This window comes from Kitasatospora sp. NPDC034533, assembly GCF_055575155.1.
On sequence record NZ_JBVITE010000005.1, the window covers coordinates 144384 to 158707 of the forward strand.

At 73.0% G+C, this 14324-nt stretch carries 13 protein-coding genes; 8 read left to right on the plus strand and 5 right to left on the minus strand.

The window, feature by feature from the left end:
* Positions 1 to 82: 82 nt before the first annotated feature.
* The 3 genes from ACZ55U_RS05970 to ACZ55U_RS05980 are packed head-to-tail and all read left to right on the plus strand — an operon-like array spanning position 83 to position 693.
* Positions 83 to 223: a hypothetical protein gene (locus tag ACZ55U_RS05970; protein WP_465522876.1), complete on the plus strand. Its 141-nt coding sequence runs from the start codon at positions 83 to 85 to the stop codon at positions 221 to 223.
* Between the two features lie 60 nt (positions 224 to 283).
* Complete coding sequence (locus ACZ55U_RS05975) at positions 284 to 451, plus strand: ATP-binding protein (protein ID WP_465522878.1); 168 nt, start codon at positions 284 to 286, stop codon at positions 449 to 451.
* On the plus strand, positions 448 to 693 hold the full coding sequence (locus ACZ55U_RS05980; RefSeq protein ID WP_465522880.1) for a hypothetical protein: 246 nt from the start codon (positions 448 to 450) through the stop codon (positions 691 to 693). Before ACZ55U_RS05975 ends, ACZ55U_RS05980 begins: the two co-directional genes overlap by 4 nt.
* Before the next feature lie 45 nt (positions 694 to 738).
* Here ACZ55U_RS05980 and ACZ55U_RS05985 read toward each other — a convergent pair whose 3' ends face one another.
* On the minus strand, positions 739 to 1311 hold the full coding sequence (locus ACZ55U_RS05985; RefSeq protein ID WP_465522882.1) for a TetR family transcriptional regulator: 573 nt from the start codon (positions 1309 to 1311) through the stop codon (positions 739 to 741).
* Between the two features lie 78 nt (positions 1312 to 1389).
* Between ACZ55U_RS05985 and ACZ55U_RS05990 the strand changes: the two genes are divergently transcribed.
* On the plus strand, positions 1390 to 2883 hold the full coding sequence (locus tag ACZ55U_RS05990; RefSeq protein WP_465522884.1) for an MBL fold metallo-hydrolase: 1494 nt from the start codon (positions 1390 to 1392) through the stop codon (positions 2881 to 2883).
* Between the two features lie 156 nt (positions 2884 to 3039).
* On the opposite strand, the gene ACZ55U_RS05995 is transcribed toward ACZ55U_RS05990, so the two are convergent.
* Entirely contained in the window at positions 3040 to 3237 is a 198-nt protein-coding gene (locus tag ACZ55U_RS05995; protein WP_465522886.1) for a DUF397 domain-containing protein, read from the minus strand.
* Between the two features lie 197 nt (positions 3238 to 3434).
* On the opposite strand from ACZ55U_RS05995, the gene ACZ55U_RS06000 reads away from it, so the two are divergent.
* The 3 genes from ACZ55U_RS06000 (at position 3435) to ACZ55U_RS06010 (ending at position 10043) form a co-directional block, all read left to right on the plus strand.
* Positions 3435 to 4934, plus strand: a complete 1500-nt coding sequence (locus ACZ55U_RS06000; RefSeq protein WP_465522888.1) for a TIR-like protein FxsC — start codon at positions 3435 to 3437, stop codon at positions 4932 to 4934.
* Positions 4927 to 8937, plus strand: coding sequence for an FxSxx-COOH system tetratricopeptide repeat protein (gene fxsT / locus ACZ55U_RS06005; RefSeq protein ID WP_465522890.1), 4011 nt, complete (start codon positions 4927 to 4929; stop codon positions 8935 to 8937). Before ACZ55U_RS06000 ends, fxsT begins: the two co-directional genes overlap by 8 nt.
* 143 nt (positions 8938 to 9080) lie before the next feature.
* Positions 9081 to 10043: a 2-hydroxyacid dehydrogenase gene (locus tag ACZ55U_RS06010; protein ID WP_465522892.1), complete on the plus strand. Its 963-nt coding sequence runs from the start codon at positions 9081 to 9083 to the stop codon at positions 10041 to 10043.
* 259 nt (positions 10044 to 10302) lie between these two features.
* Here ACZ55U_RS06010 and ACZ55U_RS06015 read toward each other — a convergent pair whose 3' ends face one another.
* From ACZ55U_RS06015 to ACZ55U_RS06025, 3 genes are all read right to left on the minus strand, one after another.
* Entirely contained in the window at positions 10303 to 11157 is an 855-nt protein-coding gene (locus tag ACZ55U_RS06015; protein WP_465523000.1) for an alpha/beta fold hydrolase, read from the minus strand.
* A gap of 23 nt (positions 11158 to 11180) precedes the next feature.
* Positions 11181 to 12128, minus strand: coding sequence for a DUF4231 domain-containing protein (locus ACZ55U_RS06020; protein ID WP_465522894.1), 948 nt, complete (start codon positions 12126 to 12128; stop codon positions 11181 to 11183).
* Between the two features lie 211 nt (positions 12129 to 12339).
* Positions 12340 to 13104, minus strand: a complete 765-nt coding sequence (locus tag ACZ55U_RS06025) for a sugar isomerase domain-containing protein (RefSeq protein WP_465523002.1) — start codon at positions 13102 to 13104, stop codon at positions 12340 to 12342.
* Positions 13105 to 13326: 222 nt separating this feature from the next.
* Here ACZ55U_RS06025 and ACZ55U_RS06030 point away from each other — a divergent pair, with 222 nt between their 5' ends.
* A complete protein-coding gene (locus ACZ55U_RS06030; protein WP_049649967.1) occupies positions 13327 to 14019 on the plus strand; it encodes a metal-dependent transcriptional regulator in 693 nt (230 codons plus the stop codon).
* Positions 14020 to 14324 lie beyond the last annotated feature (305 nt).

The window sequence follows — 14324 nt, forward strand, 5'->3', positions numbered from 1 at the left end:
CTAAAGTCTCACTGCACTGCTCGCCGGATGGGGCGTCAGGTCTCTCCGCGCGTAGCTCATCTGAGCTGATGGGAGACTCCCCATGTGTAACCCCCACCTCAACTCCCCCTCCCTCACCGTGTCCCGCGAGGTGTTGCGCGATGCGATGTTGCGCGCCGGGTACGGTCCCTCCTCCATCGGGGATGCCGAACTCGCCCTCATGGAACTGATCGTGAACGCGTGACGGCACGGTCGCACCGACTCGCCCGTCGTCACCGTGGTCTACTCCGGCAACACCCTCCGCGTGACCGTCGCGGACCGTAGCTCGGAGCTCCCGAAGTGTCAGGGCCTCAACCTTCACGCCGAGTCGGGGCGGGGGCTCCAGCTGGTGGAGGGCCTCATGCATCGCTGGGGTGCCGAGCCCCAGAAGCTCGGGAAGCGGGTCTGGTTCGAGCTGGACTGCGTCGCGTGAGCACCCTCCGCCCCATCCACCCGCGTGATCCGGCGATCCGCCACCTCACCCGCCGCGATCTCACCGATCTGATCGTGGAACTGCGCACTGAAAGCCGCGAGTTGGGCCTTCTCTGGCCCTCCGCCAAGCCCGGTGAGACCATCCTGAGCGGCCAGGTCCTCGTCTCCCTCGGCAATGTCCCGGCCAGCACGCTGATCAACCTCCTTGCGGTCGTCCGGGAGTTCAGGCGCGGCCGGCCGTGAGGCGCGCGCGGGCCCCGGCCGTCGGTCGGGGCCCGCGCCCGTGTGTCACCCGGTGAAGCCGGCGGCGAGGATGTCGAGGCGGGCGAGCAGGGCGTCGGCGAGCGGGTAGCGGGCTTCGGCGGCCAGCCAGCGGCTCAGGGCCGTGATGTAGCTGTCGAACACCAGGTCGGCGACGACGCACGGGTTCAACTCCAATCGGATCTCCCCCCGTTCGTGCCCTCGGAGGGCGGCGGCGGTGAACGCCTGGGGTGCCGTCGTGCCGAGGGCGAAGGCGGCGTGGAGCACTCCGCTGTCGTGCAGCTCCTTGGCCAGCGCGTACTCCCGCTCGTTGAGGTGTGCGAGGGCGCGCAGGGCGTCGGCGAGCGCCTCGAAGGCGGGCGCGTGAGGGTCTCCCTGCTGCTCCAGGACCTCGTGCCGCCGCTGGGCCCAGGCGGTGACGAAGTCCTCCTTGCGGCGGAAGTGGTTGAACGCCGTCTGGCGCCCCACGTTCGCGCGTTCGGCGATGTGGTCGTAGGTGGTCGCCGCGTACCCGTGGGTGGCGAACAGCTCCAGCGCTGCTGTGAGCAGTCGTTCCCGGGTCGTGGTGCGGCGCTGGTGGTGTCGGTTCGCGTAGGTCACGAGAAAAGTGTACTTGAATCCATTCATGAACTGGAGTACACCTTGAGCCATCCAGCCCACCTAGCGAGGAGACCCACGATGGTCGTCCCGTACACCCTCGGCCTGCACGAGATCGCCGCCGACACCTACGCCTACCTCCAGCCGAACGGCTCCTGGGGGCTCAGCAACGCCGGCCTGGTCGTCTCCGGTGACGAGGCGCTGCTCGTCGACACCCTGTTCACCGTCCCGCAGACCCGGGACCTGCTCGACGCCGTCGCACGCGCCCTGCCCGGGGTCAGCGTCGACACCCTGGTCAACAGCCACAGCGACGGCGACCACTGGTGGGGCAACCAGTTGCTGCCCGAGGCCACGGTGATCGCCTCGGAGGCCGCCGCGATCGACATGGGCCGTGACCACCTCCACCGGCTCCTCGCCGCACCTGGCGACCTGCCGCTCCCGCGCGTCGTCCAGGAGATGCGGAAGGTCTTCGACTTCACCGGCATCACGCCCACCCTGCCGAACCGGACCTTCAGCGGCGAGCTGGACGTCACCGTCGGGCGGCGCACCGTCCGGCTGATCGAGGTCGGGCCCGCCCACACCTGGGGAGACGTCCTGGTCCACGTGCCCGACACCGGTGTGCTGTTCGCCGGGGACATCCTGTTCATCGGCGGCCACCCGGTGGTCCACAGCGGACCGGTGGAGCGTTGGATCGCCGCCTGCGACCTGATCCTCGGCCTGGACGTCGAGACGATCGTGCCCGGGCACGGTCCGGTCGTCGGCAAGCCGGAGGTCCGCACCTTCCGCGGCTACCTGGAGCGGGTCCTCGACCATGCCACGCGCTCCCACCGGGCGGGCGTCCCGGTGCTGCGGGCCGCGCGGGAGATGGACCTGGACGGGTTCGAGCACTGGATCGACCGCGAGCGGCTGCTGCTCAACATCGGTGCCGTGTACCGCGAGCTGAACGGTGACGGCACCCCGGTCGAGCAGGACCTGCTGGCCGGACTCGACGAGTTCACCGCTGAGGCCCCCCGCGTGGCACCGCTGCCCGCCACCGGGATCGCCGCCCTCGCCGGACGGCTGGAGGGCCCCGCGGCCGACCTGCTCGCCGACGGCGCCGGGCCGCTGGCGGGCCGCCCGGTGCTCAACGTCCTGGCCACCATCGGCCACCACCCCGACCTGCTGGTCGCCCTGGTGCCGCTGCTCGCCCAGCTCAACCAGGGCCTGCTGTCGTTCCGCGACCGCGAACTGGCCATCCTGCGCACCGCGCACCGCACCGGCTCGTCGTACGAGTGGGAGCACCACGTCCGGCTCGCCGCGATGGCCGGGCTGACCGGGGCCGAGATCGACCGCGTCCGGGAGGGGTCGGAGCACCCCGAGTGGTCGGCGGCCGACCGCACGGTGCTGCGGGCCGTGGACGAGCTGCACAACGGGCACGCGCTCGCCCCGGACACCTGGCAGGCGCTGTCCGGCCGCTACTCGGTGCCCGAGCTGCTGGAACTCCTGGCGCTGGTGGGGACGTACGGGATGGTCGCCGGCATCGCCAACTCCTGCCGGACACCCCTCGACGGCTGGCTGACCGAGGCGGGCGCGTAGCCGAGACGGGCAGGTGAGCCGAGCCGGGCAGGTGAGCCGAGGCAGGCGCGTGAGCCGAGCCGGGCGCGTAGCCGAGACCGGCACGTGAACCGACGCTGCGCGGGAAGTCGGGCGGGCCGACTTCCCGCGCAGCCCCCACGGCTCGGGCCGTCGGGCTCAGAGCCCGACGAAGTGGTCGAACTCGCCCGCCTTGGCCCCGAGGACCCAGGCGTTGAACTTGACGCGGGTGGTGGTCACGACGAGCGCCGGGTCGTTCGACTGCCGGATGTAGACGAAGTCGCCCTCGGAGGCGATCTCGATCCACTCGTCCTTGCCCATGCTGGTGCTGGACCTCTGCCAGTCGAGGTGATCCACGGATGTCCTCCCGGTGGTGCGCGGCGGCCGGAACGAGGGTACTGCTCCCTTGCGCGGCTGGCGTCATCGATTCGGTCATGTCAATTCGTGCGAGACGTTGTGCTATTCCATTGGGGTCTCAGTCGTTCCTACACTGAAGCCCCGCCGCACGGGGGCTGCGGGAGGCAGGTTTGCCGACGGGCCCGGGGGAGGCGCGTGTGACTGACCGGGGCTGGGACGAGGACGAAGCCCGGCCGTACTTCTTCCTCTCCTACGCGCACACCCCGAAGGCCGGTGCGCGGGGCGCGAGCGATCCGAACCACTGGGTCAGGCAGCTGTACCGGGACCTCTGCGAGGCGGTGCTCCAGATCACCACCGTCCCGGACGGGGTCGCCGTCGGCTTCATGGACGAGTCGATGCACCAGGGCGAGTTGTGGGCCGAACGACTGTCCGACGAGTTGGCGACCTGCCGGGTGTTCGTACCCCTGTACTCCCCGAGGTACTTCAACAGCGTTCCGTGCGGCCAGGAATGGCACGCCTTCACCCGCCGGCCGGTCTACCCGGCGAACCTCGACTACGAGCGCACCAGCGGCATCGTCCCGGTGCTGTGGGCCCCGATGAGCCGCTACCGATTGCCGACCGTGGCGAGCGAGCTCCAGTTCAACCACGCGAGTTTCGGCCCCGAGTACGCCACCGAGGGCCTCTACGCGCTGATGAAGCTCAGTTACTTCCGCGCCGCCTACGAACTGGCCGTGCACCGGCTGGCCGCCCGGATCGTGCAGGTCGCCGAGGAGACGGTGATCCCGGTCGGGCGGCGGCTGGAGTTCAACTCCCTGCCCAGCGCGTTCAACGTCACCGCCCCGACCAGACAGTTGCGGATCTCCGTCCTCGCCTACCACCAGGGCGAGTTGCCCGACGACCGCAGCCCCGACTACTACGGCGAGCGGCGGATCGACTGGCACCCGTACCGGCCGACGGGCTCTCCCATCGCCCAGCACGCGGTGCGCCTGGCGCGGCAGTTGGGGTTCCAGCCGACCGTGCACGAGTTCGACGACGAGGTCGAGTCGATCATCGACGGCCATGCCGAGGCCCCCGGACTGCTGCTGCTCGACCGGTGGGCGCTGCGCGACCCGCGCCGGCGTGAGCTGGTCCGGCGCTTCGACCGCTCGGACGCCGCCTGGGTGAGCATCCTGGAGCCGTTCAACGGCGACGACCCGGAGTGCGTCGAACGCGCGGACGAGCTGGTGGAGTTGAGTGACGAGGCGCTGCGCATCACCCGGCGGGCCAGCCGCCCGAGCTTCCTCGGCGCGACCGGCCCGACCGGGCTGAGGACGCTGGAGGACTTCGACGACGCGCTGCCCCGGGCGGCGATGAAGGCCAAGTACGCCTTCGAGGGGCGCACTCGGGCGGAGCCGGAGGAGCCCCCGGTGCCCCGGCCGAGCCTGCGGGACGCGTTCCGGCGCGGCGGAGGCGGGTACGGACCGGACGGGTCCCCGGCGGACTCCTTCGACGACCTCCAGGGGCACGACCGCGAGCACCACCAGGGACACGACCAGAGGCGCGACCAGAGGGACGACCAAAGGCACGGCCAAGGGCGCGGGCAAGGGCGCGGCAGAGGAAACGAGCAGGGGTACGACCGAGGAAACGACCGAGGACCGGGCGGCAGCGACCGCAACGGCCGCACCACCCGATGGGGGGACGAGGACCGCGATGAGTGAGAACCGCACCAGGAACCTCCGCCTCGGCGGCATCACCCCCGCCGACGTGGTCGCCCAGCGGGAGGCCGAGCGGCGGGCGGCGGCGGAGCAGGACCGCAACGGCCGGATCATCACCTTCTACTCGTACAAGGGCGGCACCGGCCGGACCATGGCACTGGCCAACACCGCCTGGATCCTGGCCGCCAACGGCTTCCGGGTGCTCACCGTCGACTGGGACCTGGAGGCGCCGGGCCTGGCCAAGTTCTTCCACCCGTTCCTCGACCCGGCCTCGCTCGCCGGCACCACCGGCATGATGGACCTGATCGCCGAGTACCGCGAGGAGGCGCTGCGGCCCGTCGAGCACGCCGAGGGCTGGCACCTCGACTTCGCCCGGGTGCACCCGCACGCGCTCTCGCTCAGCTGGCCGTACTTCCCGGCCACCGGCAGCCTCGACTTCCTCTCCGCCGGCCAGTTCAACCGCGACTACTCCGAGGCCGTCACCCACCTGGACTGGGACATCTTCTACGACCGGTTCGACGGCGGGCAGTTCTTCGACGCCCTCAAGGCCGACATGGCCAAGCGCTACGACTACGTGCTGATCGACTCCCGCACCGGCCTGTCCGACATCGCCGAGATCTGCACCGTCCAGATGCCCGACGACCTGGTGGTCTGCTTCACCCTGAGCGACCAGTCCATCGACGGCGCCTCCCGGATCGCCCAGCACATCCACGACCGCTACCGCGAGCGCGGCATCCGCATCCTGCCCGTCCCGATGCGCATCGACGAGGGCGAGAAGGAGAAGGCCGACGCCGGCCGGGCCCTCGCCCGGGTCCGCTTCGACGGGCTGCCGGCCGGCCTGAGCGGCGACGAACTCGCCCAGTACTGGGGCTCGGTGGAGATCCCGTACCGGCCGTTCTACGCCTACGAGGAGATCCTCGCCACCTTCGGCGACCAGACCGGCACCCCCACCTCGATGCTGGCCGCCTGCGAGCGGCTCACCTCCATGCTCACTGACGGACGGGCGCCCGGCCTGCCACCGATGGACGAGGAGGTGCGGCTGCGCTACGTGGACGCGTTCACCCGCCGCCGCCCGTCCGTCCCCGCGGACCTCTACCTCTCCTACGTCCCCGAGGACCGGATGTGGGCGGACTGGATCGAGTCCGTCCTGACCCGGGCCGGTTTCCGGGTGCTCCCGCGCGACCTCAGCGCCGGCACCGACCCGCGCGAGGAGACCGAGCGCGGCATCGACTCCGCGTACCGCACGGTCGCCGTGCTCTCGCCCGCCTACCAGCGCTCCCCGCAGGCCCGGGCGCTGTGGGAGTCGGTGGTCAGCTCCGACCCCTCCGGCACCCGGCGCCAGCTGCTGCCCGTCCGGGTCGGCGACGTGCGGCTCACCGCGCCGTTCAGCAACCGCAACCCGGTCGACCTGGTCGGCCGCGACGAGGCGCAGTCGATCCAGAGCCTGCTGCGCGCCCTCGGCCGCGGCGACGCCCCGCTCGACGACGCGCCCAGCGGCGGGCCGCGCTTCCCCGGCAGCAAGCCCTCGGTGTGGGACGTCCCGCCGCGCAACCCCTCCTTCACCGGCCGCGCCGCCGTCCTGGAGCAACTGCGCAACCAGCTGCGCGGCGGCATGGCGGCCGTGCTGCCCACCCCGCAGACCCTGTACGGGCTCGGCGGCGTCGGCAAGACCCAGGTGGCGCTGGAGTACGCCCACCGCTTCATGTCCGACTACGACCTGGTCTGGTGGATCGACGCCGAGCAGACCGAGCTGGTCGCCCCGGCGCTCGCCGAACTCGCCCGCCGGCTGGGACTGCGGGTCGGCGACTCGGTCTCCGAGGCCGCCGAGGCCGCCCGGGAGGCGCTGCGCCGAGGCGTGCCCACCTCGCGCTGGCTGCTGATCTTCGACAACGCCGACGAGCCCTCGGAGATCCGCCGGTTCTTCCCCGGCGGCTCCGGCCACATCCTGGTCACCTCCCGCAACCAGGCCTGGACCGGGCACGCCGAGGCGCTCGAAGTCGACGTCTTCACCCGCGGCGAGAGCGTCGAGCACCTGTGCCGGCGCGCCCGCAGCCTCTCCCGCCCGGACGCTGACCGGGTCGCCGAGGCGGTCGGCGACCTGCCGCTCGCCGTCGAGGTGGCCGCCGCCTGGCTGGACACCACCGGCACCCCGGTGGAGACCTACGTCGCCCAGCTGCACGCCGAGGCCGCCCGCGCGCTGGCCGTCGGCCGCCCGGCCGACTACCCGACCCCGGTCGCCGCGACCTGGAACGTGTCGATCGGACGGCTGCGCGAGCAGTCCCCGGCGGCCGTCCGGCTGCTCCAGCTGTGCGCGTTCTTCGCGCCCGAGCCGATCTCGATGAACCTCTTCTACAGCGACCAGATGATCCGGGCACTGGTGAAGTTCGACGCCGACCTCAGCGACAAGTTCATGCTGGGCAAGGTGATCCAGGCGATCGGCCGGTACGCGCTGGCCAAGGTCGACGCGGGCAGCAACAGCTTCCAGGTGCACCGGCTCGTCCAGGCGGTGATCCGGGCCGGGATGACCGCCGAAGAACAGGAGATCGCCGTCCACGAGGTGCACCGCATCCTCACCGGCGCCCGGCCCGTCCTCGGCGACACCGACGACCCGGCCAACTGGCCCGCCTTCGACGAGATCTGGCCGCACCTGTCGCCCTCCAAGGCGCACAACTGCGACGAGGCGGACACCCGCCAGCTGCTCATCGACCGGGTCCGCTACCTGTGGAAGCGCGGCGAACTCGACCGCGCCCGCGACCTCGGCCACGCCCTGGACGCGGAGTGGACCGGCAAGCTCGGCGAGAACGACCGGCAGACCCTGCTGCTGCGCTTCCAGCTCGCCAACGTCCTCCGCTCCCAAGGCAATTACGCCGAGGCGCTGGCCCTGGACGAGGACACCGTGGAGCGCCAGCGGGCCCTGCTCGGCGAGCACCACCCGTACACCCTGATGACGGCCGGCTCGCTCGGCGCCGACCGCCGGGCCCTCGGCCGGTTCCAGGCCGCGCTCGACCTCGACCGCGAAATCCTCGACCAGTTCCGCGAGTTGTTCGGCGACGACAACCCGCGCACGCTCTCCATGGCGAACAACCTGGCGATCGACTACCGGCTGGTCGGCGACAGCGAGGCGGCCCGGGAACTCGACCAGGAGACCCTCGACCGGCGCACCGCGGTGCTCGGCCCCAAGCACCCCTACACCCTGTCCACCAAGTCCAACCTGGCCCGCGACCTGCGCGAACTCGGCGACTACCGCGGCTCGGTGGACCTCCTCCAGGAGGTCACCTCCGACCTCGGCGACGTGCTGGACCCGGACCTGCCGGAGAACCTGCGCAACGCCAAGTCGCTGGCCGTCTCGCTGCGCCGGATCGGCCAGCTCGCCGAGGCCCGCCGGATCACCAGGGAGACCTACGAGCGGTACCTGGAGCGCTACGGCGCGGACGCCCCCGACGCGCTCGCCTGCGCGCTCAACCTGGCCGCCGACCACAGCGCCTCCGGAGACAAGGAGGCCGCCCGCGACCTCTGCTCCACCGTCTTCGAGGGCCACCGGCGGCTGTTCGGTGACGAGCACCCGTTCACCCTGGCCTGCGCCAACAACCTCGGCATCTACCTGCGGGGCAGCGGCGACGTCCAGGGCGCCATCGAGCGCGGGCGGCTCACCGTCGAGGGGCTGACCCGCTCGGTCGGGGCGGAGCACCCGTACACCCTCAACGCGATGATCAACCTGGCCAACGCCTACGGCGACGACGGGCAGATAGAGCGCGCCGAACGGCTCGGCCGGGCCGCCTACCGGGGGCTGTGCGAGCGCTACAGCCCGCAGCACCCGGACGCGGTGGCCTGCGAGGCCAACCTGGCGATCACCCTGCGGGCGGCCGGGAAGCACACCCAGGCGGCGGAGCTGCGGGCGCGGTCGATCGCCGAGCTGATCCGGCAGTTCGGCGAGGAGCACCCCAACACGGTCTCGGCGCGCGGCTGGAAGCGGATCAACCGGGACCTGGAGCCGCAGCCGGTGTGACGGGAGGGGCGGGGGCGCTTCCGGGGCGAGGCGCGCTCGCAGGCCGGGGCGCGCTGTTGGGTCGGCGCCAGCTTCCGGGCCGGCGCGCGCTCGCGGGCCGGGGCCTCGGGGGTGCTCCCGGACCGGGGGTACGCTGCGGAACCATGAGCACCCCGCCCCCGGTCCTGGTCACCCGGCGCCTCGCCCCCGGCGTCATCGAGCGCCTCACCGCGCACCACGCCGCCACCTGCCACGACTCCGACCTGGCGATGGACCGGGCCGAGCTGCTGGCCGCCGTCCGCGGCCGGCGGGCCGTGATCACCACCCTGGACGACCGGGTGGACGCCGAGTTCCTCGACGCCGCCGGGCCGGAGCTGGCCGTGGTCGCCAACCACGCCGTCGGCTACCACAACGTGGACGTGGCCGCCTGCGCCGAGCGCGGCGTGCTGGTCACCAACACCCCCGGCGTGCTCACCACCGCCACCGCCGACATGGCCTGGGCCCTGCTGCTGTCCGCCACCCGCCGGCTCGGCGAGGGCGAACGGCTGCTGCGCTCCGGCGCGCCCTGGACCTGGGCACCGAACTTCCTGCTCGGCCTGGAGCTGGCCGGCACCCCGCTGGGCGTGCTCGGAATGGGCCGGATCGGGCAGGCGGTGGCCCGCCGGGCCCGCGCCTTCGACATGCCGGTCAGCTACCACAACCGCCGGGCCCTGCCGCCCGAGCAGGCCGAGGGCGCCGACTGGAAGCCGCTGGAGGAACTGCTCGCCACCTCCACCGTGCTGGTCGTCACCTGCCCGTTCACCGCCGAGACCCGGCACCTGCTGGACGCCCGCCGGCTCGCCCTGCTGCCGCCCGGCGCGGTGGTGGTCAGCATGACCGCCGGAGTGGTGGACGAGCAGGCGCTGGCCGCGGCGCTGGAGTCCGGCGCCCTGTTCGCCGCGGCCGTGGACAACTTCGAGCACGAGCCGGCCGTCCCGTCCGCGCTGCTCGCCCAGGAACGCGCCGTGCTCGCCCCGCACCTGGGCAGCGCCACCGTCCGCACCCGGCAGGCGATGGGTGGTCTGGCGGTGGACAACGTGCTTGCGGTGCTGGGTGGTTCGGCGCCCCTGACGCCGGTGCGGGGCTGAGCCGGGGGGTGGCCTGCCCCGCCGCGCGGGCCGGTGCGGTGGTGGTCTCCCGGAACGTCCCCGGCAGGCGATGGGTGGTCTGGCGGTGGACAACGTGCCTGCGGTGCTGGGTGGTTCGGCGCCCTTGACGCCGGTGCGGTGGTGGTCTCCCGGAACGTCCCGAGCAGGCGATGGGTGGCCTGGCGGTGGACAACGTGCTGGCGGTGCTGGGTGGTTCGGCGCCCCTGACGCCGGTGCGGGGCTGAGCCGGGGGAGTGGCCTACCCGGCAGCCCATGCCAGGGCGGTGGTCATCACCCGGAACGCCCCGAAGTGCGCGGCCCCCGGTTCGAGGAACAGTTCGGCGCCCGGGATGTGGTCGGCCAGCCAGCGGGAGTGGTCGACCGGGGAGAACTGGTCGTCCGCGCCGTGCCAGAGCCAGGTCGGCACCCGGATCGACCCGACGTCGAACCCCCAGTCGGCGGTGAAGGCCAGCACGTCGTCGATCCAGCCGTCCGCGCCGTGCCGGAACGCCTCCCGGTAGTTGCTCTGGAGCATCCGCCGCAGCCCGCTGTCCGCCACCACCTCCCGGTCGGCGGGCGAGAGTTCGGTGCGCAGCCCGTTCAGCAGCCGGACCGGGTCGTCCTTGATCTGCCGGGAGCGGAACTCCATCGCGTCGGCCATCCGGCCGTGCCCGCGCTCCGCCTCCTGGTACGCCCGGACGTTGGACGGGGTCATCCCCGCGTACCAGTCCAGCCCGGCCGCGTCGCGCGGCGCGAGGCCGACCAGCACCGCCACCCGGCTGACCCGCTCCGGCAGCAGCGCCGCGCAGGCCAGCGCGTGCGGGCCGCCGCCGGAGCGGCCGAGCACCGCGAAGCCCTCCAGCCCGAACTCGTCCGCGATGGTCCGCACGTCCGCGGCCGCCGCGCTCACCCGGCGGCCGAACAGGCGGGTCGAGTCGCCGTAGCCGGGCCGGTCGTACGAGATCAGCCGGACGCCCAGCCGGTACAGCACGGTGCTGCGCGGATGCGGGCCGACCCGGCTGCCCGGCATGCCGTGCAGCAGGAACACCGGACGGCCGCGCGGGTCGCCGAGGGACTCGACGGCGAGGAGGCGGTCGTCCGCCGTTCTGACCATCCGTAACGACACCTGCGGCCTCCTCAGGGCTCCGGATCGGTGGCGTGCTCCCGGTCGGTGGTGGTGCGCACCTCTCGGCGGGCCTGCCAGGTGGTGTGCTCGCGGGAGATCGCGTCCTCGGCGTCCCGGGCCAGGCGGGCCCAGATCTCCTCGGCCTCCAGCGACTCCAGGTCCAGCCGGGCGAGCTGGCGCCGGATCTGCGCCAGTTCCTCGGCGGCCAGGGCGTACGCGGCGGCCAGCGGCCGGTACTGGCGCAGCTGCGCCCAGGCGGTGACCGAGGCGGCCACCGCCGAGACGGTGCCCAGCGCGTCGTAGGTGAACGCGCCGAGCGCCCGCAGCAGGGCCAGCACCAGGCCGAGCGCGGGCAGCAGCACGCCCAGCAGCCCGGCCCAGTGCCCGGCGCGGGCGCAGTGGCGGGCCTTGGCGCGGTACCAGTCGTGCTGCACCTGGATCCGCTCGGCCAGGTACACCTCGCGGCGCACCGCGAGCGGCTGCCCGCGCAGGTCGCGCATCGCCGGGGTGATCCCCGCCCCGTTCTCCGGGACGGACACCGGGCCGCCCCGGAACGCGCCGAGCACCCGGGCGAGTTGGAAGCCGTACAGGCCCTCGGCGTCCGGCAGGGCGCGCGGCGGCGGCTGGTAGGCGTCGGCCCGCACGGCGTACTTCCAGGCCAGCGTCTTCACCGACTCGGCGGCGGCCCGGCCCTCGTACCAGAGGCCCTGCGGGTTCTGCCGGCTGATCACCACCGCCAGCGCGATCGCGCCGAGGTAGGCCACGGCCGCCGACCAGGCCCAGGGCTCGCCGTCGGCCGAGCCGCTCGCCGCGGCGGCCACCAGCAGGACCAGCTCCCAGGCGGAGAGCAGCACCGAGCGGCGCTGCCCGCGCAGCGAGGCCGCGTCGGCGGCCCAGAAGAACTCGGGGAGCAGCTCCCGCTCCCGCACCCACCCGGTCCGTCCCGCAACAGACGCCATGTTCGGCCCCCACCAGTCGCTCCGGTCGCACCGCCCTCCTGCCCCGGGCGGCTCTCCGGTACGCCTGGTGACGGCCGGGGCGGCCGGATGTGGCCGGGAAGTCCCGTGGTTTGTCCGGTACTCCCAGTGTCCGGACCGGCACCCAGCGTACGGGGAGCCGGTGGGGGCGCGCGGTGGCCGGCGGTGTGCGCGGGGGGCGCGGGAGGGCCGGTCAGTAGGTGTAGAAGACCCGCTCGGCGTTCTCGGCCATCTGCTTGGCGTTCCACTCGGTGCCGCCCGGGACGTTGCCGGAGCGGAACAGCGGCGGCGCGGGGCACTCCCCGGCGGCGGCCTTGTCGGCCAGCCGGCCGACCGCCGAGGCGACCACGGCCTGCATCAGCGCGCTGGTCACGATGGTGGAGACCGGGCCGAAGGTCGTCTCGGCGCCCGGGTGGGTCAGCTCGCCGTCGCCGACCGCGATCTTGCTGTCCAGCACCACGTCGCAGTGGTCCTTGAGGTAGGTGCCGGTCGGGTGCGCCGAGGGCACCTCCGGCGGGTACGCCAGCGAGGTCACCCCGATCACCTTGAGGCCGCGGTCCCGGGCGTAGCGGGCCAGCTCGACCAGCATCACCTGGCGGCCGGAGAGCGAGATCAGGAACAGCAGGTCCCCGGTGGTCGCCGGGGTCAGGTCCAGGGTCGCGGTGGCCAGCCCGGAGACCCGCTCCAGCGCGCTGGACAGCGGCGCGGGCATCACCGTCACCCCGGCCATCCCGGGGACGTTCAGCAGGTTGATCGGGACGAGCCCGCCGGCCCGGTAGACCACGTCCTGGGCCGCCAGCGCCGAGTGCCCGGCGCCGAAGGTGAAGACCCGGCGGCCCTCGGTCATCGCCTCCGCCAGCAGCGCGGCGGCGGCCTCGATGGTGTCGGCCTCCTCCTCCCGGACCCGCTGGAGGTGGGCGATCGCGGCGTCGAAGTACCTGCCGACCAGGTCGTTCATCTGGTGCCTTCGCTCTCTGCCGGTGGGGGAGCCGGCCGGGGTGGGGTGGTCCGGGTGGTCCAGACCGCCGGTGGAGAAAGCTTCGGCGAGCACGGTCGCGCCCCGGCGGCACCGTTGTCAACAGTGGGGAAAACGGCCCCCGGGAGCCCCGGCGCGGGCCCGGTTGTCGGTCCGGTACGTCAGAATTGGCGGTGAGGACACCGAAGAACGGAGCCGGCGACGATGTCTGGGCTGATCGACACCACTGAGATGTACCTTCGCACCATCCTGGAGCTGGAGGAGGAGGGCATCGTCCCGATGCGCGCCCGGATCGCGGAGCGCCTGGAACAGAGCGGCCCCACCGTCAGCCAGACGGTCGGCCGGATGGAGCGCGACGGGCTGCTCCAGGTCGCCGGTGACCGCCACCTCGAACTGACCGAGGAGGGCCGCCGGCTCGCGGTGCGGGTGATGCGCAAGCACCGCATCGCGGAGTGCCTGCTCGTCGACGTGATCGGCCTGGAGTGGGAGCAGGTGCACGAGGAGGCCTGCCGCTGGGAGCACGTGATGAGCGAGACGGTCGAGCGCAAGGTGCTCGCCATGCTCGGCCACCCCACCCAGTCCCCGTACGGCAACCCGATTCCGGGCCTGGACGAGCTGGGCGACACCAAGGCCGAGGGCGAGGGCTTCGACGCCGGGCTCGTCCCGCTGGACACCGTCAAGCCGGGCGAGGCCGGGGCCGACGTGGTGGTCCGCCGGATCGGCGAGCCGATCCAGACCGACAGCGCACTGATGAGCACCCTGCGCCGGGCCGGGGTCCGGCCGGGGTCCACGGTCAAGGTGAGCGCCGGCGTCGGCGGCGTGCTGGTCGGCACCGGGGACAACGCGGCGGAGCTGGGCAAGGACATCGCCCAGCACGTCTTCGTCGCCCAGGCCTGAGGCCGCGTCGGCGCCGCGTGCGTCGGCGCCGTGGGATCCGACACCGCGCGTCGGCGCCGCGCGCCGGTACGGCGAAGGGGCCCGCTGCTCCCCGTGCAGCGGGCCCCTTTCGCCCTCCCCGTCCCCTCCTGCTCCCCTCCGCCCCTCCCGCTTCCCCTCCACCGCCGCCGCCCGGCTTCCCCGTCCGAGCGCCCCTTCCGGCGTCCCCACACATCGCAATTCCTCCCCTCGGCCGATCATGGCAATCCTTGAGTGCTGTCACTCGTACGAGGGGCTTTCACGCCTGACCAGCGGGTACACGGAAG

Bases quoted from the DNA above. Each gene is read 5' to 3' on its own strand.
- ACZ55U_RS05970 (WP_465522876.1), top strand. From the start codon at position 83: ATGTGTAACCCCCACCTCAACTCCCCCTCCCTCACCGTGTCCCGCGAG.
- ACZ55U_RS05990 (WP_465522884.1), top strand. From the start codon at position 1,390: ATGGTCGTCCCGTACACCCTCGGCCTGCACGAGATCGCCGCCGACACC.
- fxsT (WP_465522890.1), top strand. From the start codon at position 4,927: ATGAGTGAGAACCGCACCAGGAACCTCCGCCTCGGCGGCATCACCCCC.
- ACZ55U_RS06010 (WP_465522892.1), top strand. From the start codon at position 9,081: ATGAGCACCCCGCCCCCGGTCCTGGTCACCCGGCGCCTCGCCCCCGGC.
- ACZ55U_RS06015 (WP_465523000.1), bottom strand. From the start codon at position 11,157: ATGGTCAGAACGGCGGACGACCGCCTCCTCGCCGTCGAGTCCCTCGGC.
- ACZ55U_RS06020 (WP_465522894.1), bottom strand. From the start codon at position 12,128: ATGGCGTCTGTTGCGGGACGGACCGGGTGGGTGCGGGAGCGGGAGCTG.
- ACZ55U_RS06025 (WP_465523002.1), bottom strand. From the start codon at position 13,104: ATGAACGACCTGGTCGGCAGGTACTTCGACGCCGCGATCGCCCACCTC.
- ACZ55U_RS06030 (WP_049649967.1), top strand. From the start codon at position 13,327: ATGTCTGGGCTGATCGACACCACTGAGATGTACCTTCGCACCATCCTG.